The organism is Hydrogenobacter sp. T-8, assembly GCF_011006175.1.
Taxonomy (GTDB): Bacteria; Aquificota; Aquificia; order Aquificales; family Aquificaceae; genus Pampinifervens; species Pampinifervens florentissimum.
In genome coordinates this window covers 1,280,370-1,304,702 of record NZ_CP048795.1, presented here as the reverse complement: position 1 = coordinate 1,304,702, position 24,333 = coordinate 1,280,370, and the positions used below count along the sequence as shown (strand labels likewise).

Genomic DNA, 24,333 nt, shown 5'->3' with positions numbered 1-24,333 from the left:
AATTTAAACCATGCTTACAGTAGCTCTTGCCCTATGTCAGGTTTTGCTTTTTGAACAACCCGGTTGTGCATCCTGTAAAATCAGCTACAGGGAGCTTAGCAAGTATCCAAACCTAAAAGTAGAGGTTTACGATATAACCAAGGATAGGGAACTGGCTAAAGCATATGGAATTATAGGCTCTCCGACAGTTATATTCTTGAAAAATGGGCAGGAAATAGGCAGAGTTTTTGGATATATGCCACCCATGATAAAATCCTTGGCGGAGAAGTGTTCCTAAATGTATTACCTTCTCAAAACAGAGCCTTCTGAGTATTCCTACGAGGACCTTCTCAGGGATGGAATAACCCGATGGGATGGCGTTAAGAACCCTCTTGCACAAAAGTATATCAGTCTTATGAAAGTGGGAGACACATGCTTTATATACCATACGGGCAACATAAAGGCGGTGGTGGGACTTGCAAAGGTAATTTCTGAGCCCTATAAGGATGATAATAATCTCTGGGTTGTGGATTTAGAGCCTGTGAGTCTTTTTAAAAATCCTGTAAGTCTCAAGGCTTTAAGGGCTGAACCACTCTTTAAAGACTCTCCTCTCCTAAGGATGCCAAGGTTATCTGTTGTGCCATTAAACAAAGAGCAAGCGGAAAGGATTATAGAGCTTTCAGAGGCTTTCAATTAGACTTCCCGCTTGCACTATTTGACTGTTTGGCACCACAAGGTCTGCACCGAGCTCCTGAGCTTTTTTCATTAGTTCTACGTTTTTATGCCCACAGTAGGCTATAACCTTTGCACCCAGAGCCTTTAGCTCAGCAACCTTTTCCACAGGAAACTGCTCAAGGCTTATGAGGACTATATCCTCACCTTCGTAGTTGGTGCCAACCCTTACTTCATGACCGCCGAGGGATGACCTTATCCTACTAAGAAGTATTAGGTTCTTTTCCATGAGAAGGATTTTCATGCTTTAGCTCCTCCAGAGATTTTAGAAAGCTCCTTTTAAACTCTTCTTTAAACTTGTGAGACCAAAAGGCTACCTTTAGGGTATTACCTTCAAGCCTTGCCCACACTTTGCGATGGACTGTATAAAAGGCAAGAATCATTCCACCCACAACCAGTATAGACCCAAGCCATATTATGGGTGTGCCAGGCTGGCGCGAAACCTGAAGACCACTAAAAAACTGAGGCTCAAAGTCCACAAGGAAAAAGACATAGGGAAACTCCGCAAGCTGTGGTATCTGAGACTGAGCAAAAACTGTAAGCTCTGGCGAGTAGACCACAGGTACATCGTAAGCTTTTCCGTCCATAAGAACCTTGACCACAAGAGCAGGCTTGAGCTCTCCTTGAAAGCCTTTTTGCTCGTCTTCTATGTTTAGAGTAGACCTATCTATTGCCAAGAGCATGTTTTTAAACTCGGACACTTTGCCAGCTCTTAGCTCCACTTCTCCAACAAAAGCCTTCTTTGGGTCTTGGGGTGCGAGCTTTTTGTCAAAAATGGCTATCTTTGCCCTGCCTGCGTTTCCTGTTAGCCCATAGGTTGCTTGAAATATTCTATATGTGCCAAAGTCAAAGGGAGAGTTTACTGCGGTCATGCCCTTTGCTACAGGTTTCCCGTCCTGAATTATCCTTATATCGCTTTCAAAGCTCGCTATAGCATCCTTGAAAGGTGTCTCCTTGGCTTTACCCTTTCTCTGAAATTCCTCTTCATAGCTAACTATTCTGAAGTCCTCCAACTCTATCTGAAAGGGTAGTTTTATGGATTCTTCTTTGGCGGGTATGATGAGGGTATCGCTCTTTGAACCCTCGGGAATTATGACCGTTCCCCTTATACCCCATATGGCATCTATTAGTCCACCTGCCATTATAACAAGGAGACCTATGTGAACCACATAAACGCCAAGACGGGCATACCTTCCCTTTTCTCCGTAGAAGTAAGTCTTTCCACCTTCCTCTTCCATAAAAACCCTAAAGCCGAGCTTTCCAAAAAAGCGTGCCACTTTTTCCTTTGAAGGGTTCACCTCTATGGATATGGCTCTTAAGTGTCTCTCCATGTTTTCATCCAACCTCTGAAACCTTTCCTTTGTAAAGGTCTGGACCCATACTCTTGGAAGTCTCTTAAAGGAGCAGGCTATGAGGTTTATCGCAAGAAGCACTATAAGCCCGATGTAGTACCAAGAACGGAAGACATCCGTTATCCAAAGCCTCCAAAGCCAATAGCCTAAATCCGCACCAAACCTGTCAAGGTAGAACTCTATAGGTTGGTTTTGTTGAACGTAAGTAGACCCAAGCATAGAAAGAAGGGCAAGGAGTATCATTATGAATATGGCAAGCCTGAGGTCTGCAAGAAAATCAAAAAGAAAAGACCAAAGGCTCTTTTTCCTTGTGTATTCTTCCCTTAGAAAACTGTATACACTCAAGGCATATGAGAGAAGGGCAAAGGTAAAAAGTGCGGAAGTGCCACCAAGAAGGGCAAAGTAAAGAGTGCCTCTCTCCTCAAGATGAAAAAGCCCAACGATAACGGTAGCGGTAAAGAGGACAAAGGAAACTACCAAAAGGGCATAGCCTCTATAGGACTTTTTTACCTCAACCATAGCAGATAAAAAAATATAGGGTGTATAATTTCAAAATGCTAATCTTTGAGCTATCTTCAAAGGGAAGAAAGGGCTATCGCCTGCCAGAGTTGGACATAGAAGAAGTTAACCTCAAAGAGCATCTTGGTGAATACTTCCGAGAAGACCTTAAATTTCCAGAGGTCTCTGAGCTTGACGCAGTAAGGCATTACACAAGGCTCTCTCAACTTAACTACGCCATAGATACCACCATGGTCCCTCTTGGCTCTTGCACCATGAAATACAACCCAAGAATAAACGAAGAGCTCGCAAGCCTTGAAGGCTTTTTGAACCTGCACCCTATGACGCCAGAAGACTACGCTCAGGGAACTTTAAAGCTTATGTATGAACTAAAGGAGCTTTTGAAGGAGATAGGTGGCTTTAGAGAGGTTTCTCTGCAACCTGCAGCAGGGGCTCATGGGGAACTTTTGGGTCTTTTAATGATACTTGCCTATCACAGAGACAGGGGGAACTTCCATAAGAGAAAGGTCCTCGTCCCAGACACCTCTCACGGCACAAACCCTGCAACCGCTTCCTTGTGTGGTTTTGAGGTAATAACGGTAAGGAGCAACAGAGAGGGAGAGCTTGATTGGGAAGACTTTCAAAAAAAGCTAAGCGATGAGACCGCATGCCTTATGATAACGAACCCTAACACTTTGGGTATATTTGAAAGGAGGATAAGACAAATAGCGGACGCTCTTCATGAAAGGGACGCTCTTTTGTATATGGACGGTGCTAACATGAATGCCCTTGTGGGGACTGCAAGACCAGGGGAGTGGGGTGTGGATGTTATGCATTTTAATCTTCATAAGACCTTTTCCACACCTCATGGTGGTGGTGGTCCAGGTGGCGGTGCGGTAGGTGTTTCAGAAAGGCTCGTAGACTATCTTCCTGTCCCTCATGTGGTCTTTGAGGATGGTAAATACAGACTTGACTGGAACAGACCCAAGAGCGTAGGTAAGCTCCTTGCCTTTTATGGACATGTAGGTGTCTTTGTAAGGGCTTTGGCTTATATACTCTCTTACGGCTCGCAGATAGACTTGGTTTCAAAATACGCTATCCTCAACGCCAGATATTTGAGAACGCTTCTTAAAGACCTACTACTTGACCCCTATGAGCATGTCCCTTGCATGCATGAGTTTGTCTTGTCCGCTCAAAACCTCTTAAAGTGGGATGTAAAGGCTATGGACGTGGCTAAGGCTCTATTGGATAGAGGCTTTTATGCACCCACCGTATACTTTCCACTTACGGTAAGGGAAGCTCTTATGATAGAACCCACAGAAACGGAAAGCCCTCAGACCCTTGAAAGGTTTGCTAAAGCCTTAGAGGAGATCGTAAAGACCACACAAGAAAACCCCGAACATCTCAAGTCCTCTCCTCACAAAACGCCAGTGAGAAGAATAAAAGAAGCGGAGGCAAACAGAAAGCCAATTCTTAGAGCCTCATTGGCATAACCACGCAGAGGTATGGGTCCCTTTCTGTGTCATCGGACTCAATAACTACCGCACTATCTGGGTCAACAATCTTTATCCATACCCTATCCACATCAAAACTGTCAAGGGCTTCAATAAGGTATTTGCCGTTAAAACCTACCTCTACAGGCTCACCGGTGTAGTCCACATCTACCTCATCCCTTCCCTCTCCATACTCTGGGTCTGATATTTCAAGAAGGGCAACGTGGTCGGAAAAGCTAATCTTCACAGGAAAGGCGGAAGACTCCGCTATAGCGGAAAGCCTCTTTAGGCTTTCAAGAAGGGCATCCTTGTTAACAACCACCTCATGGTTAAAGTTTCTGGGTATGACCGCCATGTAGTCTGGGTATTCACCCTCCAAGAGCCTTACTGACAAGCTCCAGTCCTCTCCAATAAAGTGGGCAAAGGACTCATCCTTTCCAGATTGGACAACACCAATATAGTCCTTCATAAGACCTTGAATAACCTTTAGGCTTTTTCTTGGTATAAGTAGCTCCATAGGGAAAGGGGAATTCCGCCAAAAGAGGGCAAGCCTGTGTCCGTCTGAGCCCACAAAGTGAGTCTTTCCATCCACCTCGTGAACATAGAGACCCTGCAGTGCATAACGAGCATCGTCCTTTGATATGGAATACTCCACCTTGTCTATCGCCTTGATAAGGTCTACCGAAGGAAGCTCTGTGGAGGTTTCTGGTTGAGGAAACTCTGGAAAGTCCTCTGGGTCAAGGGTTGTAAGCCTAAAGGTGCTCCTGCCACCTCCCACAGTTAGCTTGTCTTCCTTTAGCTCAAGATAAACTGTAGCAACGGGAAGGCTTTTTATTACATTGGTGAGCTTATCTGCGTTAACTGCTGTTTTACCCTCATCTTCTACCTCTGCGGATATACGCAGGGATAGAAAGTTTTCAAGGTCTGTTGCCTTTAGAGTAAGAAACTCATCCTCTGCGATTAGGAGAAAATTGTTCAGTATGGGTAGGGCAGACTTTTTCTCTGTGGCGTTCTTTGCCTTCTGAAGGGCGGACAAAAATTCTCCCTTGTCTATTTTTAGTTTCATAGCGTATATTATAACCCAAACTGCGATGAGAAAACATCCATCCTATCTCAACTTAAGCGAGGAGGAGTGGCTCGCTCGCATAAACAGGGCTCTTGATATGCTCTCTAATTGCCGGGTTTGCCCCCATAGATGCGGTGTAAACAGACTGGAAGACGAAAGGGGGTATTGCAAAACTGGCAGATACGCAATTGTGGCAGACTACTTTCCTCACAGGGGCGAAGAAAGACCCATAAGGGGCAAAAGGGGTTCTGGAACGGTGTTTTTTTCCTACTGCAATATGAGATGTGTTTACTGTCAAAACCATACCATAAGCCATTTGGGAGAGGGTGAGGAGCTAAAACCGGAAGACCTTGCGGAGGTTTTTCTAAAGCTCCAGAGACTTGGCTGTCATAACATAAACCTTGTGAGCCCATCCCACGTGGTGCCTCAGATACTTCAAGCCCTATACATCGCGGTAAAGGGTGGTCTAAGAATTCCTATAGTGTATAACACTTCTTCTTACGACAGTCTTGAAAGTCTTAGGCTTCTTGATGGTATTGTAGACATATATTTGGCGGACTTCAAGTATGGTGATGACATTGCTGGTAAGAAATACTCAAAGGTAAGGGACTACCACAAGGTAGCCCTTCAGGCGATAAGGGAAATGTATAGGCAGGTGGGAGACCTTCAAGTAGACCAAGAAGGCATAGCCATAAGGGGTCTTTTAGTGAGGCATCTTGTCCTGCCACAAGATATAGCCAAAACAAAAACGGTAATGGAAGAGCTAAGGTCCATCTCCCCTCGCATGGCGGTTAATGTAATGGACCAATACATGCCATACTATCAAGCCTACAAGTATCCTGAACTTTCAAGAAGGATAAGCAAAGAGGAGTTTAGGAAAGCCCTTGAGCATGCTAAGAACTTGACGCTTATATTAGACTGAATAAGTTTTTTCTAAAACCCATGGTAAGGCAAAGAGAACCCATAGTTGCCATAGCAACCCCCTTTGGTGAAAGTGCCATTGGAGCTATAAGGCTCTCTGGTCTTGGTGTATGGGAAAGGATAAAAGACCTTTTGCTTCTCAGAGGAAGTCTAAAGCCAAGGTATGCCCATTTTGTGAAATTAAAGGATATGGATGGTAGCGTGCTTGACGAGGGAATTCTAATCTTTTACCCATCTCCAAAAAGCTACACGGGTGAAGACATGGTGGAGCTTTTCCTGCATGGAAACCCCTTAATTCTAAAAAAAGCCCTTGAGCTTTTCCTTTCAAGGGGTATAAGACTGGCAGAGCCTGGGGAGTTTACCAAGAGAGCCTTCTTAAATGGAAAGTTAGACCTCCTGCAGGCGGAAGCAGTAGGAGACCTCATCGGTGCTAAGTCTGAACTTAGCCTGAGGTCTGCCCAGAGGCAACTCCAGGGAGAGCTCTCTTCTCTTATAAACTCCCTTAGAAACAGACTTCTTGAACTTCTTGCCTATGTGGAGGCGGACATAGAGTTTTCAGAGGAGGACATACCCACCCTTAGCAGAAACCAGCTAATAAACCTGCTCAAGGAAATCCTTAGGGACATAGAAAGCCTCCTTTCAACGGTAAAAACTGGAGAGTTTCTCAGAAGGGGCATAAACCTTGCTATAGTTGGAAAGCCAAATGTAGGTAAATCCTCTCTCTTTAATGCATTGCTTGGCACGGAAAGAGCCATAGTTACAGACATTCCCGGGACTACAAGAGACTTTTTGCAAGAAACTCTAACTCTTAAGGGCATACCGGTAAACCTCATAGATACTGCGGGCATAAGGCATGCACAAGACCCTGTGGAAAAGATAGGAGTGGAAAGAAGTCTCCAAAAACTCAAAAGTGCGGACATGGTTCTCTTTGTGGTGGACGTTAGCAGTCCTCTTGAGGAAGAAGACCTAAACATATATTCCATGGTCAAAGACCTTGAGCATATTGTGGTGGCTAACAAGATAGACAGAGGTGTTAAGGAAGAGGTGTTTAGGGTCTTCCCTGAGGCTATGGGGGTAAGTGCTTTAACTGGGCGTGGACTGGAAGAGCTGAAGGAGAGAACCCTGCAAAGGCTTGGTCTCCATGTAGGCGATGGACTACAGGTTTACATTACCGTCAGGCATGAAAACCTCTTGAAAAAATCCTCAGAAGTGTTAAAATCATTAATATACAGACTGGAGAGAGAAGAGCTGTTCCCAGAGATACTCATGCTTGATTTGAGAGAAGCCCTTAGCTATTTGGAGGAAATTCTTGGAGTTGTTAGCACGGAAGATGTGCTGGGAAGTATATTTTCAAAGTTCTGCATAGGAAAATAAAGGAGGTTTTGGAGTATGGAACAAGTTCAAGAGAAAAAGGTTTATACACTTGAAGAGCTTAAGAAGCTATCCCTTCAGGAGCTACAGAAAATAGGTAGAGACCTTGAGCTTTCAAGGGTAACTGGGCTAAGGAAGGAAGAGCTTATAGAGAAAATACTCACAGTGCAGGCAAAAGAGGAGGGACTAAACTTTGTAAAGGGTGTATTAGAGATTTTGCCTGAGAGCTATGGCTTTATAAGAAGCTCTGAGAACAACTATATGCCCAGCTACACCGATGTCTATGTGGCACCATCCCAGATAAAGAGGTTTGGACTAAGGACTGGTGATACCATAGTAGGCTTTGCAAGACCGCCACAGGAGAAGGAAAAATACCAAGCACTTATAAAGATTGAGTCCGTTAATGGACTACCACCAGACCCAGACCTTCTTAAGGCGAGACCTCAGTTTGAAAAACTCACTCCTTACCATCCAACAGAGCGGTTTAACCTTGAAACATCCCCTACAGAACTATCCACAAGGGTTATAAGCCTTATAGCACCCATAGGGAAGGGACAGAGAGGTATGATAGTGGCACCACCAAAGGCTGGAAAGACGGTGCTTCTGCAGAAAATAGCAAAAGCCCTTATACAGAATCACCCTGAGGTGCATCTGATAATCCTGCTCATAGACGAAAGACCAGAAGAGGTCACAGAAATGAGAAGGATAGTGGGTGATGGTGCAGAAGTTATCGCCTCTACCTTTGACGAGCCACCAGAAAGACATATGCAAGTGGCGGAGCTGGTTGTAGAAAAGGCAAAGAGGCTCGTAGAACTAAAGCAGGATGTGGTGATACTTCTGGACTCCATGACCCGCTTTGGAAGGGCAGCCAACGCAGTTACCCCACCCACAGGTAGAGTTTTGACCGGTGGTATAGAGGCGACCGCACTTCAAAGACCCAAAAAATTTTTCGGTGCGGCACGGAACATAGAAGAGGGTGGCTCTCTAACAATAATAGCAACCGCTCTTATAGAAACTGGTTCAAAGATGGACGATGTTATATACGAAGAGTTCAAGGGCACAGGGAACATGGAGATACACTTAGACAGAAGGCTAATGGAGAGGAGGATATTCCCAGCCATAAACATAGAGAAGTCTGGCACCAGGAAGGAGGAGCTTCTGCTTGAAGATTGGGAACTTCAGAGGATATGGGTCTTAAGGAAGTTCTTAGCCACTATGGACGCCATAGAAGCTATGGAGTTTCTCCTTGATAAACTCAAGAAGTTCAAGACCAACAAAGACTTTTTAAAGGCTATGCACTCGTGATAAGCCTGCTTGAATACCAAAAAAACCTTGGAAAGGGGCAGATAAAGGCAGTAAACCTCATATATGGAGAAGAAGAATATCTTGTAAAAAACTTTCTTGACAAGCTAAGAGAGATAATTCCTGTGAGAATTCTATGGGGCGATGAACTGAGCCTTGAGGGCTTTGTAGGTGCTATAAGCACCGTAGGTATGTTTGCAAAGGAAGAAGCTCTGTTTATCTATAGGGCTGAAGAGTTTCTAAGGGACTTAAAAACCTACAAGAACCTAATTGATCACCTTGAAAGGATAAAAGGTAAAAAGGTCTTTTTTTATTTGGGTTATAAACTTAGTGAAAAGGACATTCAAAAAGAGCCATTCCTAAGTTTGTCAAAACTGGGGGATATCATATACACGGGCAGGCTTGATAAGAAAAAGGTGAGGGATCTTGTGAAAAACAAACTTCAGAAGGAAGGCATAAGCATAGAGGATTCCGCACTTGATTATCTCTTGGAAGCTACCTCCTACCAGCTCATGACATTGAAAGTTGAAACAGACAAGCTTATACTTTACGGAAAAAAGAGCATAACCCTTGAAGACATCAAGTATATGGTGCTCGCAGAGCCTGAGCTTAGCATCTTTGACCTAGTGGATGGGCTGTTTCTCAGGGACTACGAAAAAGCCCTAAAATCCCTTACTTCTATTCTGAGGTCTGGCACACATCCTCTTCAGGTCCTTAGCCTTCTTATTAACTACGTCCTTAAGCTATATACCGCAAAAACCTTAGTGCAGGAAGGATGGGATATGGAAAAAGCTCTTTCTGAAGTGGATGTAAAACACAAGTTCCAGGTTTTGAATTTTAAGAAGTACCTCAAGGCTAACTCCCTCGAGGACCTTAGATTATTGCTTAGAAACCTTTACCTACTAGACATAGGCATAAAGGTTTACTACTCAGACCCAACACAAGCTCTAAGGGAATTTGTGATAGAATACATGCTACATGAGGAAGGCACATATTACTCGGCAGACACGGGAGACGAAGATAGAGGTATTTCTGAACCTTGATGGGGAGGGAAGCTACAGGGTAGAGACGCCTGTGGGTTTTCTAACGCACATGGTGGAAACCCTCGCAAGGCATGCAAGGTTTGACATAGAGCTTTATGCAGAAGGTGATGTGCATGTTTCATATCATCACACGGTGGAGGATGTGGGTATAGTGCTGGGTATGGCTTTTCTGCAGGCCCTTGGAGACAAAAGGGGTATAAACCGCTACGGATACGCTATAGTGCCCATGGACGAAGCCCTTGCCATGGTAAGCGTAGACATATCAGGAAGACCTCTGTTTTTTTACGAAGACTTGAACCTAAGGGGTAAGATAACAGAGTTTGACTTTGAACTCATATGGGAGTTCTTTAAAGGATTTGCCTTAGAAAGCAAAAGCACCCTTCACATAAGGGTGATCTCCGGCAAAATTCTTCACCATGTGGCAGAAGCCTGCTTTAAGGGTCTTGCATTGAGCCTTCGGCAGGCGGTGAGCCTTACAAGCGGAGGTATACCCTCAACAAAGGGAAGCCTATAAGCTACTCGTAGACTATAAAACCGTATAGGTTCATGCTACGAAGCTTTTCAAGTTGCCTCATAGCTTCCTCTCTACTCTCATACCTGCCGTAGAAAACCCTAAAAATGCCCGCACTTTCCACGACAGATACATCTTTGAGATTTAGCTCCTTCTCAAGCCTATCTCTCCAAGCCCTTGCAGAGGTTGCGGAAGAAAAGGCACCAAGCTGAATTCTGTAAAATTTCATGGCTGGCTTAAGAACTTCTGCTTCTTGGGGTTTTACTTGGTTGGACCTATTCTTTTCAGAAGCTGGTTCTTGCTGCTTTTCTTCTCTCTCTAGAAGCCTCGGCGTGCTCTGTCTGCTCTGCTCTGCTATAAGGACAAGACTGAGAAGCTCATAGGCTCTAGACTTGAATTGAGACGTGGTCTGTCTATCCTCTAAAACCTTCCTTATGTATTCCTTGGCAGAAGTGTAGTCGCCAAGCTTGTATTCGACACCAGCTAGGCTGAGGTATATGGATGGGTTTCCCATGCCGTTGTTTATAAGACGCTGATAGACTTCCTTGGCAGAAGCATAGTCCCCCTCGCCTTCATAGAGCTGGGCAAGCTCCAATTGTGCATCAATAAACATGGGGTTGTAAGCAACAGCCTTACGGAGGTTAGCAAGATAGTCTTCTTTCCTATCAATAGCCTGATAGACTTTTGCTAGGGAGTAAAAAGCCATGTGCTTTTGAGGAAATGCTTCGTCTTCTATGACATCCCTAAGAACCCTTATAGCCCGCTCATAGTCCTTCTGTTTATAGTAGAGCACTCCTAAGTTGAGCTTTGCTTCCGTATATGTTTTATCCACCTGAAGGGCTCTAAGAAAGGCACTCTCTGCCTTTTGGTATTCTTGCACCTCCATGTAGGCGAGCCCCAAAGCGTTCCATACCTTTGGCTCTTGTGGTGCAAGTTGTGTTGCTCTGAAGAAGTTGGCTATAGCTTCTGAATAGTTTTTGGCTATGTAAGAGGACATGCCAAGGTCATAAAAATACTGCCACTGGGATTTAGAAACATCTTCTTGCTTTGGAGCACAGGAAAAGATAAAGAGAAAAATCAAGAATGTGAATTTTCTCATTGCTTAACTATAGCACCACCAAAGGTTCCTCTCAGTTTTCTTAGTTCACTGTTTATGTCATCAGTTTTCACCAAAACCCTAACCTTATAGAAGTTATCCTCTTCAACTATGTTGACCTTATAACCCATTTTTCTTGCCCTCTCTACTACCTTCTCCGCACTTTCCTTACTCTTAAAGGCTCCTATTTGAACTGTATAAGTTTTCAAAGGTACTTTTGTGACTTTTTCACCCTCTTTTGTTTTTTGGGGTGCTTCTGTCTTCTTTTCCTCCTTTATCTTTTGAGCTATCACGTCTTGCTCTTTAGTTTTTGGCGCTTCCTTTATTTCTTGCTTCTCTTCTTGTTTCTTAGGCTCTGATTTAGGTTCTAACTTCGTAGACGCAGGAGGTTGTTGAGCCTGCGGCTCTTCTTTCTTCTGAGATGAAGGTTTAACTACAAGGGGCGGTGGCTGAACCTTTTCTTCTTTGGTCTTTAGCCACTCATTCAAACCGAGATAAAAAAACACAAGGGCAACAAGCACTCCGAGAAGTATTACAAGCCTTTCTCTTTTCACAGCTACCCTCCTTTATGAGATTATTATAACCCTACAAACCATCTAAAGGTTATTTTTAGACCCTCTTCAAAGGATATTTGAGGAAACCAGCCCAGCAATTTCTTTGCTCTGCTTATGTCTGGACATCTTCTGGGTGGGTCGTCATCTCTGGGCGGAAGAAACTCAATCTTTGAGGAAGATTCGGAAAGCTCAATAACCTTTTGGGCAAGTTCCAATATAGAAACTTCCTCAGGATTTCCCAAGTTTACCACCGTGCCAGCGAGTCCCTCTTCCACAGATAGTCTAAAAAGTCCATCCACAAGGTCATCTATGTAGCAAAAGCTCCTTGTCTGTGAGCCATCTCCATATATGGGTAGTGGCTCACCCCTAAGTGCTTTCTCTATAAAAGTGGGTATTACTCTTCCGTCATTTCTCCTCATACGTGGACCGTAGGTGTTAAATATCCTTGCAATCCTCACATCAAGTCCATGTTCTCTGTGATAAGCCATACACAACGCTTCAGAAAACCTCTTAGCCTCATCGTAAACGCTTCTTGGACCCACTGGATTTACATATCCCCAGTAGTCTTCTGGTTGAGGATGGACCTGTGCAGAACCATAGACTTCAGAAGAGGAGGCAAAGACATACCTTGAACCCTTTAGCTTGGCAAAACCCAGAGTATTGAGAGTGCCAAGGGAATCCACCTTCATGGTGTGTATGGGATGGTTCATATAGTCTACGGGAGAGGCAGGACAGGCTAAATGGACTACGAGGTCCACTGGACCTTCTACGTATATGTAGTTAACCACGTTGTAGTGTATAAAGCGAAAGTTTTTCTTCTCAAAAAGATGGGCTATGTTGTCTGGACTGCCAGTGAGAAAGTTGTCCATGCCTATAACATAAAAGCCTTCCTCTAAGAACCTCTCCGCAAGATGCGAACCTATAAAGCCTGCCACGCCGGTTATCAAAACCCTCATCTTCCCACAGGGTAGTATTCAAAGCCTAAAGCCCTTACCTCCGGTGGTTCGTATACATTTCTGCCATCCACTATAATGGGTAAAGCCATAAGGCTCTTTACCCTTTTTAAGTCCGCTTTTTTAAACTCTTCCCATTCTGTAAGTATAAGCAGGGCTTCCGCATTTTCTACCGCACTATAAGGGTCTTTTGCATAGCTTATGCCCTTACCTTCCGGAAAGAGGAGTTTGAAGTTCTCCATAGCCTTGGGGTCATAAAGGGAAAGTTTTGCACCCTCCCTTAGTAGCATTTCCACTATCTTTATGGATGGTGCTTCTCTTATGTCATCCGTGTTTGGTTTAAAGGCAAGCCCCCAAACCGCCAGCTTTTTGTCTTTAACGCTCCAAAGAACCCTCTTTACCTTCTCCACAAACCTTATGGGTCTTTCTTGGTTTATCCTGTCTACCTCCCTCAAAAGTCCAAAGTCAAGCCCGTAGTCTTGAGCTATCCTTATAAAAGCCTTCACATCCTTTGGAAAGCAAGAACCTCCATAGCCTATGCCTGCATTGAGAAAATCCCTTCCTATGCGTTTATCGTAGCCCATACCGTCCGCAACCAGCTTTATGTCCGCACCAGTTTTTTCGCAGAGGTCTGCGACCATGTTTATGAAGGATATTTTCATAGCAAGGAAGGAATTGCTTGCATGCTTTATAAGTTCTGCGGTAGCTGGGTCTGTAAAGATTATGGGACAGTTAAAGTCTTTATAGAGTTCCTCAAATATCTTCTTTGCCCTTTCGCTTTCCACTCCCACCACTATCCTATCAGGTTTGAGAAAATCCTCTATGGCGGAGCCTTCTCTAAGGAACTCAGGGTTTGACGCCACATCGTAGGGTATATCTGGACTTTTTATGTATCTTTGCACTGTCTTTTTTATAAGCTGGTGTGTGTTTACTGGAACGGTGGACTTTTCTATGAGGAGCTTATAAGAGGTCATGAGCTTTGCGGTTTCCCTTGCCACCTCTTCCACCTGTGAAAGGTCCGCAGAGCCATCAGGTCTTTGTGGCGTCCCCACACAGATAAATATCACATCAGAAAACTCAAGCCCTTCCTTCAGGTCCGTGGTGAATTTTAGCCTATTAGAACTTAGACTCTCATGCATAAGCTCCTCAAGTCCCGGCTCATAAATGGGTGACTTACCAGCCTTCAGGAGCTCCACCTTTTGAGGGATTTTCTCCACCACCATAACCTCGTGCCCAAGGTGTGCAAAGCACACGCCCGTTGTAAGCCCTACGTATCCTCCTCCAACTACAGTTAGCTTCATGGCTTATATTTTAAACCATGGAATTTAGTCCACTCTTTTATAAGAGGGTTTCTAACATCCTTGAACGCAGGAAAGAGCTTCTTCTAAAACTCTCAGAAAAGGAGCTCATACTACCTACCACCGAGGAAGTGGTGGAGATTAATAGGGTCATAATGCAAGAGCATAAGGGAGTTTTTGGAGTAAGGGATAGAAACCTCGTAGAATCTGCGATAGCCTCCGTGATTAATAAAAAGGAATACGAGGGTGAAAATGACCTTTTTTCTCTTGGCTTTAATCTTTTTTCAAAACTCATACAAAACCATCCTTTTGTTGACGGCAATAAGAGAACTGCGGTAGTAGTGTTTGAATATTTCATGGAGATAAACGGACAGGAGCTTCTTCTCTCTAACGACCAACTCTATACACTTGCGGTAAGTGTAGCAAAGGGAGAAAACCTACATCCTCTCAGGAGCTTCTATTCCCAGCAATTCAAAAGCAGTCCTTAGAGTTATCTCCACACCCTTAAAGAGGGCAAGTCTCAAGAGCATAAGGTTTTTGTCCTCTACCATTACTCTGTGGTGGTTGTAGTAGTGGTGAAATTCCCTTGCAAGCTCAAGGAGCGAGTAAGTTATAAGGTGAGGAGAGAAGGTCTTGGCTACCGCCTCAAAGGTATCTTTCATATATAGACACCTTTTAATCAGTTTAAGGTCTTCTTCAGACAGCCCATGCAGGTATCCTCTTAGGTCTTCCTTGTCTGGGTCTATGCCATACCTTTCCTTGACCTCTCTAAAGACTCCCCTTATCCTTGCATGGGCATACTGCACATAAAAGACGGGGTTTTCTGTGGTGTTTTTCTTTACAAGGTCTATGTCAAAGTCCAAAGGCGTATCACTGTCCCTTGTAAGAAAAACAAACCTTACCGCATCCTTTCCCACCTCTTCTATAAGCTCCTGCAGGGTAATGAACTCGCCAGTCCTTTTGGACATACGCACCTCTTGACCACCGCTCATGAGCCTAACCATCTGGACAAACTCCACCTTCAGCCAATCTTCTGGAACATCAAGAGCTTTTAGAGCACCTATAAGCCTTCTTTCGTATCCGTGATGGTCCGCACCCCAAAGGTTTATAACCCTGTCAAAGCCTCGCTGGAACTTTTGGTAATGATAGGCTATGTCTGAGGCAAAGTAGGTCCAAGAGCCATCGGATTTTCTAACTACCCTATCCTTGTCATCTCCAAAATCTGTGCTTTTGAACCACAAGGCACCGTCCCTTTCGTATAGGTGGCCCTTCTCCCTTAGCCTTTGCATAACCTCCTCCACAAGACCCCTCTCATAAAGACTTCTCTCGCTAAACCAACTATCAAAGGCCACAGCCAAAAGCTCAAGGGTCTCTTTAATATCCTCCAGAAGTCTCCTGTGAGCATACTCTTTGCAAAGGTCTATAGCCTTCTCCCTTTCAAGGTCTAAAAGCTCCTCTCCGTAAAAAGCCCTTAAGTCTTTGGCGAGCCTTTTTATGTATTTGCCCTTGTAGCCCTCCCTTTCAAAGACCTCCCTTAGCCCTGGGTCTTCCTTTCCAAAAAGCTCGTAGTATCTAAGCAGGACAGAAAGCCCAAGCATATAGACCTGATTGCCTGCGTCGTTTATGTAATACTCCCTTAGGACCTTGTGTCCAAACCTTTGGAGAACCTTTGAAAGCACATCGCCTACTACCGCACCCCTTCCATGTCCCACATGTAAAGGACCAGTAGGGTTGGCACTTACAAACTCCACTTGAATATACATAGGCTTTTCCACAGGCTCAAAGAAGTAGTCTTGCCCCTTTGTGAGAAGCCCTTTGAACTCTTCCCTCACAAACTCCTCGCTGAGCCTTATGTTTACAAAGCCCTTGACCGCCTCTGCAGTCATTAGGTGGTTTGAGAGCTTGCTCGCCAGCTCTTGAGCAATCTCCTGTGGGTTTTTCCTAAGAAACTTGGAGAGCAAAAAGGCTACGTTGGTGGCATAGTCTCCGTAGCCTTCTTCCCTTGGTGGCTCAAGGCTAAAAGAGTCAAGCTCTAAGGAGTACAGCTCCTTTATCCTTTCCCTTATAGCCCTTTCAACAAATCCCTTCACCCCTTTTATTTTAACACCCTTCTACGTCCACAGATATACTTCACGCCCCTTTCGGTTCTTGCCCAGTGCCTCGTGCCCGCCCTTACCTCTAACATATCCCCAGCCTTTAAATGATACACACCTTCCTCAGTCCCTATAGTTATCTCACCCTCCAGCACATATCTTACCTCATCCTCCGGATGCGTATGCCAGTCGTAATAAGTCCCCGGCGGGTCATACCACGTGTAGAAACCACCATAGCCCAAAGCCTTTAGCTTGTTTTGGATTTCTTCAAGCATAATGTAGAAATTTTAACCCCTCCCATATAGCTCGCACAACAAACCAATCCACTCCCAAAGCTCTCTATTTGGCATTTCCCTTAACTTCCACTCCCAGTTGCTCTCTGGCTTGGCAGGAGTGTTCATCCTTGCCTCTTGTCCGAGCTCAAGTAGGTCTTGCATAGCAATTACGCAATACTTTGCCACAGACATGTAAGCAAGTCTAACAAGTGCATGGCTTATGCTCTCAGGTGTGTATCCAAGATAGTCTAAAACCCTTGCCCTCTGCCACTCGTTTAATTCCTCAAAGAACCATCCTCTTATAGGCATGTTGTCATGGGTGGTGGTGTAGACCACAGAGTTATAGGTGTGGTTATGAGGCAGGTGGTCTGAGTTTTTGTCAAAGAAGGCAAAGGCTAAGACTTTCATTCCCGGCAGTCCAAAGTGGTCTCTTAGGCTATGAACCTCTTGGTCTATTGTGCCAAGGTCTTCCGCTATAAAAGGCATGTGTGGAAACTCTTTTCTTATAGTTTCAAAAAGACTATAGCCCTCTGCTTTTTCCCACCAGCCTCTTTCTGCGGTCTTTTCTCCATAGGGAACTTGATAAAAGGCACAAAAGCCTCTAAAGTGGTCAAGCCTTACAAAGTCAAAAAGCTCAAGGGCATGCCTTATTCTCAAAAGCCACCAGTCAAAAGCCCTTTCCTTTAGCCTGTCCCATCTGTATACGGGGTTTCCCCAAAGCTGTCCCGTTTTTGAAAAGTAGTCGGGTGGCACGCCAGCCACCACCTCTGGAAGTCCATCCTCTCTTAGCTTGAATATCTCTCTGTTTGCCCAAACATCCACACTGTCTGGTGCAGGGTATATGGGTAGGTCTCCCACAAGGCTCACACCCTTTGAGTTGGCGTAGGTTCTTAAAGCCTTCCATTGCTTGAAGAAAAGAAACTGGACTACCTTTTCTCTTAGAACCTCCTTCTCTGAAAGCTCTGGCAACTGTTTCCATTCCCACCAAGACTTTTTAAGTTTTTTCTTTATTAGGTTAAATCTAACATAGTCCTCAAGCCAGTATGCCTGCTCTTGGCAAAAAAGGTAAAACTCTTGGCTCTCCTTGAAGTTTTCCAAAGCCTTTTCCAGCATATGTGCCTTTAGGGCGTAAACCCTCTCGTAGTCTACTCTATCGGAGGGCTCTACCCTTAGGCTCTCAAGGGTCCGTCTGTCTATCAGACCTTCCTCGTATAGAAGTTCTGGGCTTATAAATAGAGGGTTTCCTGCAAAGAGAGAAGAAGAGTAGTAGGGTGAGTTTCCATGCTCCAACTCTGTGGGGCTAAGGGGTAAAACCTGCCAAAGGCTTTGACCAGATTCCACCAAAAGGTCTACAAACCTGTAGGCGTTGGGTCCAAGGTCTCCTATGCCAAAGTCAGAGGGAAGAGAGCTTATGTGGAGCAGTATGCCTGCACGCCTCTCCACAACAAAGCCTATTATAAAATCTGTGGAATTTTGCCAAGTTTTGAAAGTCCGTAATAAATTCCCCAAGCCTTCTTAAGCCAATGTCCCAACAAGGGCATGGGCAACAGCAAAGCTCTACTATTGCTCCTATAAGCCAAGGCTCCGCCATCTCCCGTATCCATCAAGCAGAGAATATTTATATGCTCGTGGTATGTTTCTGGTTCTTTTGTAGTAAGCCCTTCCTTGTATGCCATATGTCTTGCACATATGCGTGCCATAGCCTCGGTGAGATGTCCCTGTTTCGCTTTCCACTCGGGTCCTTCTATGTTGGCACAGTCACCTATGGCATAAACCTTTTCCAACCCCTCCACCTTGCAATGTCCGTCTATCCTTACAAATCCTGCCTCAGTCTTTGGTAGGTTTCCTTCCTTTATAGCAGGGTGTCCATCTCCGCCGGACACAAAAAGAGTAAGGTTAGATTCTATAAGAGTTCCATCTTCCAACTCAATCCCATAGGGTAGAAACCTGACTATCCTTTTGCCCGTGTAAACCTTTATGTTTCTCTTCTTAAACATATAATCCATTAGCTTTAAAGCCTTCTCCCCAAGTCTTTCCCCCGGTCTTGGCATAGGTGCAAAAAATGCAAGGTCAAAGTTATTCCTTACGCCGCGTCTTCTGAGGAGCGTATCTACGTTAAAAAGTAGTTCAAAAACTGGACCACCTCTTACTGCTTCCTTTGCCTTGGGATTTCCTCCAAAACCAAAGGCTAACCTGCCTGAGCCTTTCCGCAGAAGTTCCCAAAGTTTCTCCTTGTATTTCATAGTTTCTTCTGGCGAGGAGCATATGGAGTAGGTGTGTTCTATTCCTTCCTGTTTTAGCTTGCTCTGTCCAAGGGCTACCACAAGATAGTCAAAGTCCCTCACCTGCCTGCCATCTTCAAAGACAAAGCCTTCTGCGTCCACCTTTACCACCTTACCCTTTGCAAACTTAAAGCCATGAGCCTTAGCAATATCCTTCAGTGGAATACTAACATTTTCCAACTTTGCCTCGCCCGTGGGTAGCCATATGGATGTGGGGTAGATATACAAAAAGTCCCTGTCAGATACCAGCTCTACATCAAAGTGGTATTTTCTCAAATGTATGGCACACTCCACACCACCTACACCACCACCAAGTATCACAACCTTCTTCATTCATAAGCCTCCTTTATGAAATTATAAGCACAACTTATCAAAAAAGCCTCAGACCCTTGACAATGATAAAAGTCATGTTATATTAAATGTTAACTTCAAGTTAAAACCGCACAGGAGGTGCGAACATGGATGTGCTTGGCTTTCAACCCATGTGGTATGTGCCTACCATAGGCAGTGCCACGGTCATCGCCATTATCGCCACCATTCACGTCATGGCATCCCACACATCAGTGGGTGCCTCCATTTTGCTGGCATACCTTGCCACAAAAGCCTATAGAGAAAACATCCCGCAGATCTACGACTACATCAAAAGGTATCTGTTGGCACTCTTGGTATTTTCTTATGTCTCTGGTTCTATAACCGGTCCTGGCATATGGTTCTCCGCCACAGTGGCAAACCCCAGAGGTATATCTGCCCTTATACACAACTTCGTTTGGGTCTGGGCTGCAGAGTGGATATGGTTCGTGGCTGAGGTGACGCTGGTCTATATACTCTATTACACCCTTGGCAGGATAGACCAAAAGAGTTGGCTAAGGCTTGCTTGGACTTTTGCCATAGGCTCTTGGGCAACCATGTATATAATCGTAGGCATCCTTTCCTTTATGCTCTCACCGGGTCATGAGAAGTGGTTTACCACAGGAAACATCCTTGACGCTTTTTATAACAAGAACTACTTCCCACACCTTCTTATGAGAAGCTCCTTCATGTTTGCTATAGCGGGCACTATCGGCATAGTTATTGCAAGCCTTATGAAAAAGGACGTGCCTGAGAACGTATACAAGAGCATAGTCAAGACCATGTCCTACTGGGGTATAGGTGGTCTTGTCTTTGGGACTATGTTCTTCGGATGGTATGTTTCCACACTACCAGAAAGAAGCCTCATAATGCTTGCTGGAATAGTGCCAAAGTGGTATTACGCTCTAATATTCGGCATACTTCTTGTCCTCCTTGCACACTTTGTGCTCACTTCCATAAAGCCAACTGTTGCAAGACCCTATATCGCATACCCCATATATGCACTCATATTCTTCATGGGTGTATATCCAGAGGAGAAAATAAGGGAAACCATCCGCAAGCCCTATGTGGCTGGTGAATTTGTGTGGGTCAACCAGATTATCGCCAGAGACGTGCCAGCCAAAGGTATAAAGTCTGAGGTGGATACCATTAAAGAAAAGGGCTTTCTCAAAGTTAACCCCTTCGTGCCAGAGGGTCTAAAGACCATAACACCCGAAAACAAGATAATGGCAGGAAAGGCGATAGCCATACTCCAATGCTCTGGATGCCACAACGTGACAGGAGCTTCTGGTCTCAGACCCTTTGCCAAAAAGTTTGAAGGTATGACTTCAGAGGATGCAGTTTATGGTTTCCTCTCCAACTACCTTACTCCTCAAGCCCATCCCGCATACATGCCCTACTTTGTGGGTAAGGACGAAGAGCTCCGAGCCCTTTCAGCCTACATAGCGGACATGGTCTCAAAGGGTGGCAGAGTCTCCGCCAAGATAGAAGTGCCAACTTCCAGCATTCAAGCTCATAAATAAGGAGGTGTGGACATGAGCATGGTGGCCTATCAAAACCTAACAAGGTGGTTATTGCTCGGTGTATTGGCTCTCATGCTACTTGGTGGCAGGCTTGCCTTCGCAGGGCAGTCCCTCGCGGATGTATCCGCTATGCTAAAAGCCATGGCTGACCCTGCAGGTGCACCTTTCTTCCCAGTGGTTATGCAAATACTGCAAGTGCTCACCTGGGCTCTCCACATAGTCTTTGTTTGGACTTCCATAGGTGGACTTTTCTATGCCATATACGGCTTTACAAGAAAAGACCCAAACCACCAAAGGCTTGCAAAGGCTATGCTTGAGCTTTCAAAGGTCTCTGTATCTTTGGCTATAGTGTTGGGAGTAGCACCTCTGCTGTTTTATCAAGTCATCTACGACCCACTTTGGTATGCATCCGCTAACCTATCTGCAAGCTGGTATATTATGTTCATAGTTTCCCTGCTTATCGGCTACTATCTTATATGGGGTGCATACTTTACAAGGATGAAACCACAGATTGCCACCCTTTTTTCTATAGGTGGTGTTATCTTCTTGCTCTTAGTGGGCTTTATAATCCATGTGGTTAACTACCAGGCTCTCTATCCAGAAAAGTGGGTAGAGTGGTATACCTCTGGCGGAACCACCATGAACCACACTGGTTGGGGTATATACGCCTTTAACATATTCAGATACCTTGCCTTTCTTGTGTTTCCTGCTATTTCCGTTATTGGCGTCTTTATGATGCTATACGCTTGGTATTTTGGAAAAAGACCAGAGTTTGAAAGGGACTATGTAAACTTTTCTGCAAAACTTGGTGCAAAGCTTGCTCTCATGGGTGGTGCTGGCTGGATAGTCTTCCATGTGCTTTACATATTCTCCGTTCCAGCAGATTGGAACGCGAAGGGTAGCATCTTTGCATGGCTTTCTGTCCTTGGACTACTGCTCTGTGCGGGTGTTATATTCATAGCCCAAAAGAACCCCATTGGTATGGCAATTCCTTCTCTCGTTGCTGGCACGGTGGCAACTCTTCTTATAGCGGTCTTTAGAGAATACCTCAGGGTCGCCTCTACCGTACGTTTTGGATACTCCATATACGAATACAAGGTGAACCTTGAATGGCTTAGCCCAATGCTCTTCTTAGGAACAACTCTGACAGGTCTTATACTCTACGCCTACGCTTGGTGGATGGCTTATAAGGCAGGGAGAACACCAAAAGGTGAAGTATATCAGGCAAGCGAGACAGAACATCATCTTGGTGAAGTATCTGTGTTTATAGTGATACTTTGGGCTATAGTCTTTGTTGGCACAGGGCTTATTATCATAGCAAGGAACTACATCTAAAAGTTTTTGGCGGGCTCTGCCCGCCTTTTAATCTAAAATTTACTCTATGAGCCTCTTAAAAACCTACGGTGTACTTCTTTTAATACTTATACTCGTTCCTTCGTTGGGTCTCTTTGTAGAGAGGTTTGTGTTTTATAAGTTAAGAAAATTATCAGAAAAGAGCCCTTGGGGTTGGGATAAGGTTTTAATAGACTCTCTTAGGTATATACCTACCCTTTGGTCCTTTCTGGTCGCCTTATATCTGGTTTCAGAGGAGCTAAAACTACCTAAGAGTATCGTCTTAGTTAAGGATAAAGCCCTATGGGTTCTTTTTATTATTTCCTTCGCGCTCTTCGTATCAAGACTGGTAGGTGGCTTTCTTAGACTATACATAAACAGATACAGAGAAGACCTTCCTGCCACTTCCCTTGTGGTTCAGGTTTCTCGTGTTGTTATTCTTGTGGTGGGAGTGCTCATAGCCCTTGATAAGATCGGCGTAGCCATAACGCCTATTCTCACTGCACTTGGTGTGGGTGGCTTGGCGGTAGCTCTGGCTCTCAGGGATACCCTTGAGAACCTTTTTGCAGGCTTTCATATATTAGCAACAAAGCAAATAAAGGTAGGAGACTACATAAGGCTTCAAAGTGGTGAAGAAGGCTTTGTAGAGGACATAACATGGAGAAACACAATTCTGCGTCAGCCTGCAAACAACCTTATAATAGTGCCGAACTCTAAACTTTCCACTTCCATAATCACAAACTTCCACATGCCTCAGCCAGAAATGAGTGTAATAGTGCCTGTTGGTGTTTCTTATGACAGCGATTTAGAAAAGGTAGAAAGGGTTACTCTTGAAGTGGCAAGGGAGGTGCAAAAAGAAGTAGAAGGTGGAGTGCCAGACTTTGAGCCAATGATACGTCTTACTGCCTTTGGAGATTTTTTTATAAACTTTAATGTGATACTTAGAGCAAAGGACTTCGGAAGCCAGCACCTTCTGAGGCATGAGTTTATAAAGAGGCTAAAGAAAAGATACGAGCAAGAGGGCATAAAGATACCTTTCCCAGTGAGGGAGGTTTATTTAAACCCGGCTTCCAAAGAGTAGAGTGCCAATTCTTACGATAGTTGCCCCCTCTTCTATCGCTATCTCAAAGTCGTAGGACATGCCCATGGAGAGGTGAGGCAGTTTGAGACCAAACTCTTGCTCTAACTGGTCTCTTAAACTTCTCAGAAGTGCAAAGTAGGGTCGCACCTCCTCGGGGTTTTCTCTATAGGGGGGTATGCACATAAGCCCGAGAGGTTTTACATTTTTAGCCCTTAGGCATTTCTCAAAGAATTCCTTCAGATTTTCAGGCTCAACGCCTCCCTTTGTCTCCTCACCGCCCACATTGACCTCTATGAGAACCTCTTGAACTTTTCCAAGCCTGCCCGCTCTGTTTTGAATCTCTTCCAGTAGGCTTTCCCTGTCAAGGGAATGTATAAGGCTTATTTTATCTATGATGTATTTTACCTTGTTGCTCTGGAGCCTCCCTATGAAGTGCCAGTCTACGGGCAGGTCTCTTAGGTCTTCGTATTTTTTCAAAAACTCTTGGACGCGGTTTTCTCCAAAGGCTCTAAGACCACAGTGGAAGAAATTCCTAAGTTTTTCTGAAGGCACAGACTTGGAGGCTCCAAGGAGTAGAACCTCCTCTCTCCTTCTCCCTGCGTGCTCGCAGGCTCTTTGAATTCTCTCTTCCACCTCTTTTAGCCTATCACAGCTCATAGCGTTAACCTAACGCCTACTTCTTGAGCCTCAGCCAGGCTTTAGCTCAGGCACGCGTTGACCTGCAAAGATGTCCTCAAAGGGTGCCTGGGCTATACGAGCCAACCTCTCTGTGAGCCTCTGAAGCTCAGCCTTTACAAAGGAGTGGCTTACAAACTCTATGAAACCCTCTGGGTCTATCAGGAATATGGTAGGCACCACCTGCACATCGTAGTCCACAGAGACACCGTAGTCAGGATGGTCTATGAGCTGTGGAAAACTTAGCCTGTAGGTTTTGGCAAAATCTTCCACCGCATGCTCTGGGTCTTGGGCTATGCCCAGCACAGCCACCTTGTCCCCGTATAATCTATGGATCCTTTCTACAAAGGGTAACGTAAGCTGACAGGCACCGCAGGTAACCTTATAAAATACAAGGAGCTTGTAGCCCTGAAGGTCCTCAAGGGAGTAGAAGTTCCCATCCTTGTCGGGAAGCTCAAAGGGCTTTGCTCTATCACCTGTTTTTAATGGCATGGCTTACCTCCTGTGCTGTATCTGTATCTGCATTCCACCGCCTATGTCCATTTTGCTGTCCTC

Annotated in this window: 25 protein-coding genes; 12 read left to right on the top strand and 13 right to left on the bottom strand. The window is 44.8% G+C overall.

Annotated elements, in window-relative coordinates; genetic code table 11:
* Positions 1-10 precede the first annotated feature (10 nt).
* Positions 11-277, top strand: coding sequence for a thioredoxin family protein (locus tag G3M65_RS07600; RefSeq protein WP_173833980.1), 267 nt, complete (start codon positions 11-13; stop codon positions 275-277).
* On the top strand, positions 278-676 hold the full coding sequence (locus G3M65_RS07595) for an EVE domain-containing protein (RefSeq protein WP_173833979.1): 399 nt from the start codon (positions 278-280) through the stop codon (positions 674-676).
* Here the strand turns inward: G3M65_RS07595 and G3M65_RS07590 are convergent.
* Both G3M65_RS07590 and resB read right to left on the bottom strand, forming a co-directional pair.
* Entirely contained in the window at positions 659-955 is a 297-nt protein-coding gene (locus G3M65_RS07590; protein WP_173833978.1) for a hypothetical protein, read from the bottom strand. The two genes, G3M65_RS07595 and G3M65_RS07590, sit on opposite strands and share 18 nt — an antisense overlap.
* Positions 915-2,582 (bottom strand): cytochrome c biogenesis protein ResB, encoded by a 1,668-nt coding sequence (gene resB / locus G3M65_RS07585; RefSeq protein ID WP_173833977.1) that lies wholly within the window; start codon positions 2,580-2,582, stop codon positions 915-917. The genes G3M65_RS07590 and resB overlap by 41 nt, the downstream gene beginning before the upstream one ends.
* Before the next feature lie 35 nt (positions 2,583-2,617).
* Here resB and gcvPB point away from each other — a divergent pair, with 35 nt between their 5' ends.
* Positions 2,618-4,054: an aminomethyl-transferring glycine dehydrogenase subunit GcvPB gene (gene gcvPB, locus G3M65_RS07580; RefSeq protein ID WP_173833976.1), complete on the top strand. Its 1,437-nt coding sequence runs from the start codon at positions 2,618-2,620 to the stop codon at positions 4,052-4,054.
* Here the strand turns inward: gcvPB and dnaN are convergent.
* A complete protein-coding gene (dnaN, locus tag G3M65_RS07575; RefSeq protein WP_173833975.1) occupies positions 4,035-5,120 on the bottom strand; it encodes a DNA polymerase III subunit beta in 1,086 nt (361 codons plus the stop codon). The two genes, gcvPB and dnaN, sit on opposite strands and share 20 nt — an antisense overlap.
* Before the next feature lie 25 nt (positions 5,121-5,145).
* Here dnaN and G3M65_RS07570 point away from each other — a divergent pair, with 25 nt between their 5' ends.
* The 5 genes from G3M65_RS07570 to hisB are packed head-to-tail and all read left to right on the top strand — an operon-like array spanning position 5,146 to position 10,271.
* The gene (locus G3M65_RS07570; protein ID WP_173833974.1) at positions 5,146-6,042 is read left to right on the top strand and encodes a radical SAM protein; all 897 of its coding nucleotides are present in this window, start codon (positions 5,146-5,148) and stop codon (positions 6,040-6,042) included.
* A gap of 20 nt (positions 6,043-6,062) precedes the next feature.
* Positions 6,063-7,415, top strand: coding sequence for a tRNA uridine-5-carboxymethylaminomethyl(34) synthesis GTPase MnmE (gene mnmE, locus G3M65_RS07565; protein WP_173833973.1), 1,353 nt, complete (start codon positions 6,063-6,065; stop codon positions 7,413-7,415).
* A gap of 15 nt (positions 7,416-7,430) precedes the next feature.
* The gene (gene rho / locus G3M65_RS07560; protein ID WP_173833972.1) at positions 7,431-8,717 is read left to right on the top strand and encodes a transcription termination factor Rho; all 1,287 of its coding nucleotides are present in this window, start codon (positions 7,431-7,433) and stop codon (positions 8,715-8,717) included.
* Positions 8,714-9,757, top strand: coding sequence for a DNA polymerase III subunit delta (gene holA / locus G3M65_RS07555; RefSeq protein ID WP_173833971.1), 1,044 nt, complete (start codon positions 8,714-8,716; stop codon positions 9,755-9,757). The genes rho and holA overlap by 4 nt, the downstream gene beginning before the upstream one ends.
* Positions 9,693-10,271: an imidazoleglycerol-phosphate dehydratase HisB gene (gene hisB / locus G3M65_RS07550; protein ID WP_173833970.1), complete on the top strand. Its 579-nt coding sequence runs from the start codon at positions 9,693-9,695 to the stop codon at positions 10,269-10,271. The genes holA and hisB overlap by 65 nt, the downstream gene beginning before the upstream one ends.
* A gap of 1 nt (position 10,272) precedes the next feature.
* On the opposite strand, the gene G3M65_RS07545 is transcribed toward hisB, so the two are convergent.
* From G3M65_RS07545 to G3M65_RS07530, 4 genes are read right to left on the bottom strand one after another with little or no spacing between them, the layout of a single operon-like run.
* Positions 10,273-11,367 carry an SPOR domain-containing protein gene (locus tag G3M65_RS07545; protein ID WP_173833969.1) on the bottom strand — a complete coding sequence of 365 codons (1,095 nt, stop codon included), beginning with the start codon at positions 11,365-11,367 and terminating at the stop codon, positions 10,273-10,275.
* Positions 11,364-11,918: an SPOR domain-containing protein gene (locus G3M65_RS07540; RefSeq protein ID WP_173833968.1), complete on the bottom strand. Its 555-nt coding sequence runs from the start codon at positions 11,916-11,918 to the stop codon at positions 11,364-11,366. Before G3M65_RS07540 ends, G3M65_RS07545 begins: the two co-directional genes overlap by 4 nt.
* 23 nt (positions 11,919-11,941) lie before the next feature.
* Positions 11,942-12,874, bottom strand: coding sequence for a UDP-glucuronic acid decarboxylase family protein (locus G3M65_RS07535; RefSeq protein WP_173833967.1), 933 nt, complete (start codon positions 12,872-12,874; stop codon positions 11,942-11,944).
* Entirely contained in the window at positions 12,871-14,172 is a 1,302-nt protein-coding gene (locus tag G3M65_RS07530; RefSeq protein WP_173833966.1) for a UDP-glucose dehydrogenase family protein, read from the bottom strand. The genes G3M65_RS07535 and G3M65_RS07530 overlap by 4 nt, the downstream gene beginning before the upstream one ends.
* Before the next feature lie 17 nt (positions 14,173-14,189).
* Here G3M65_RS07530 and G3M65_RS07525 point away from each other — a divergent pair, with 17 nt between their 5' ends.
* Positions 14,190-14,657 carry a type II toxin-antitoxin system death-on-curing family toxin gene (locus tag G3M65_RS07525; protein WP_173833965.1) on the top strand — a complete coding sequence of 156 codons (468 nt, stop codon included), beginning with the start codon at positions 14,190-14,192 and terminating at the stop codon, positions 14,655-14,657.
* On the opposite strand, the gene argS is transcribed toward G3M65_RS07525, so the two are convergent.
* The 4 genes from argS to G3M65_RS07505 are packed head-to-tail and all read right to left on the bottom strand — an operon-like array spanning position 14,607 to position 19,152.
* Complete coding sequence (gene argS, locus G3M65_RS07520; RefSeq protein WP_173833964.1) at positions 14,607-16,259, bottom strand: arginine--tRNA ligase; 1,653 nt, start codon at positions 16,257-16,259, stop codon at positions 14,607-14,609. The genes G3M65_RS07525 and argS overlap by 51 nt on opposite strands.
* A gap of 5 nt (positions 16,260-16,264) precedes the next feature.
* Positions 16,265-16,537, bottom strand: coding sequence for a cupin domain-containing protein (locus G3M65_RS07515; protein ID WP_173833963.1), 273 nt, complete (start codon positions 16,535-16,537; stop codon positions 16,265-16,267).
* A gap of 12 nt (positions 16,538-16,549) precedes the next feature.
* Positions 16,550-17,980, bottom strand: a complete 1,431-nt coding sequence (gene malQ, locus G3M65_RS07510) for a 4-alpha-glucanotransferase (RefSeq protein ID WP_173833962.1) — start codon at positions 17,978-17,980, stop codon at positions 16,550-16,552.
* A gap of 11 nt (positions 17,981-17,991) precedes the next feature.
* Complete coding sequence (locus tag G3M65_RS07505; RefSeq protein WP_173833961.1) at positions 17,992-19,152, bottom strand: NAD(P)/FAD-dependent oxidoreductase; 1,161 nt, start codon at positions 19,150-19,152, stop codon at positions 17,992-17,994.
* Between the two features lie 125 nt (positions 19,153-19,277).
* On the opposite strand from G3M65_RS07505, the gene G3M65_RS07500 reads away from it, so the two are divergent.
* The 3 genes from G3M65_RS07500 to G3M65_RS07490 are packed head-to-tail and all read left to right on the top strand — an operon-like array spanning position 19,278 to position 23,103.
* A complete protein-coding gene (locus G3M65_RS07500; protein ID WP_173833960.1) occupies positions 19,278-20,690 on the top strand; it encodes a cytochrome c family protein in 1,413 nt (470 codons plus the stop codon).
* A gap of 12 nt (positions 20,691-20,702) precedes the next feature.
* Entirely contained in the window at positions 20,703-22,025 is a 1,323-nt protein-coding gene (locus tag G3M65_RS07495) for a hypothetical protein (protein WP_254426251.1), read from the top strand.
* A gap of 46 nt (positions 22,026-22,071) precedes the next feature.
* Complete coding sequence (locus tag G3M65_RS07490; RefSeq protein ID WP_173833959.1) at positions 22,072-23,103, top strand: mechanosensitive ion channel family protein; 1,032 nt, start codon at positions 22,072-22,074, stop codon at positions 23,101-23,103.
* Here the strand turns inward: G3M65_RS07490 and G3M65_RS07485 are convergent.
* Positions 23,080-23,760 (bottom strand): YggS family pyridoxal phosphate-dependent enzyme, encoded by a 681-nt coding sequence (locus G3M65_RS07485; protein WP_173833958.1) that lies wholly within the window; start codon positions 23,758-23,760, stop codon positions 23,080-23,082. The two genes, G3M65_RS07490 and G3M65_RS07485, sit on opposite strands and share 24 nt — an antisense overlap.
* Before the next feature lie 30 nt (positions 23,761-23,790).
* Positions 23,791-24,270 (bottom strand): peroxiredoxin family protein, encoded by a 480-nt coding sequence (locus G3M65_RS07480; RefSeq protein ID WP_173833957.1) that lies wholly within the window; start codon positions 24,268-24,270, stop codon positions 23,791-23,793.
* Positions 24,271-24,333 lie beyond the last annotated feature (63 nt).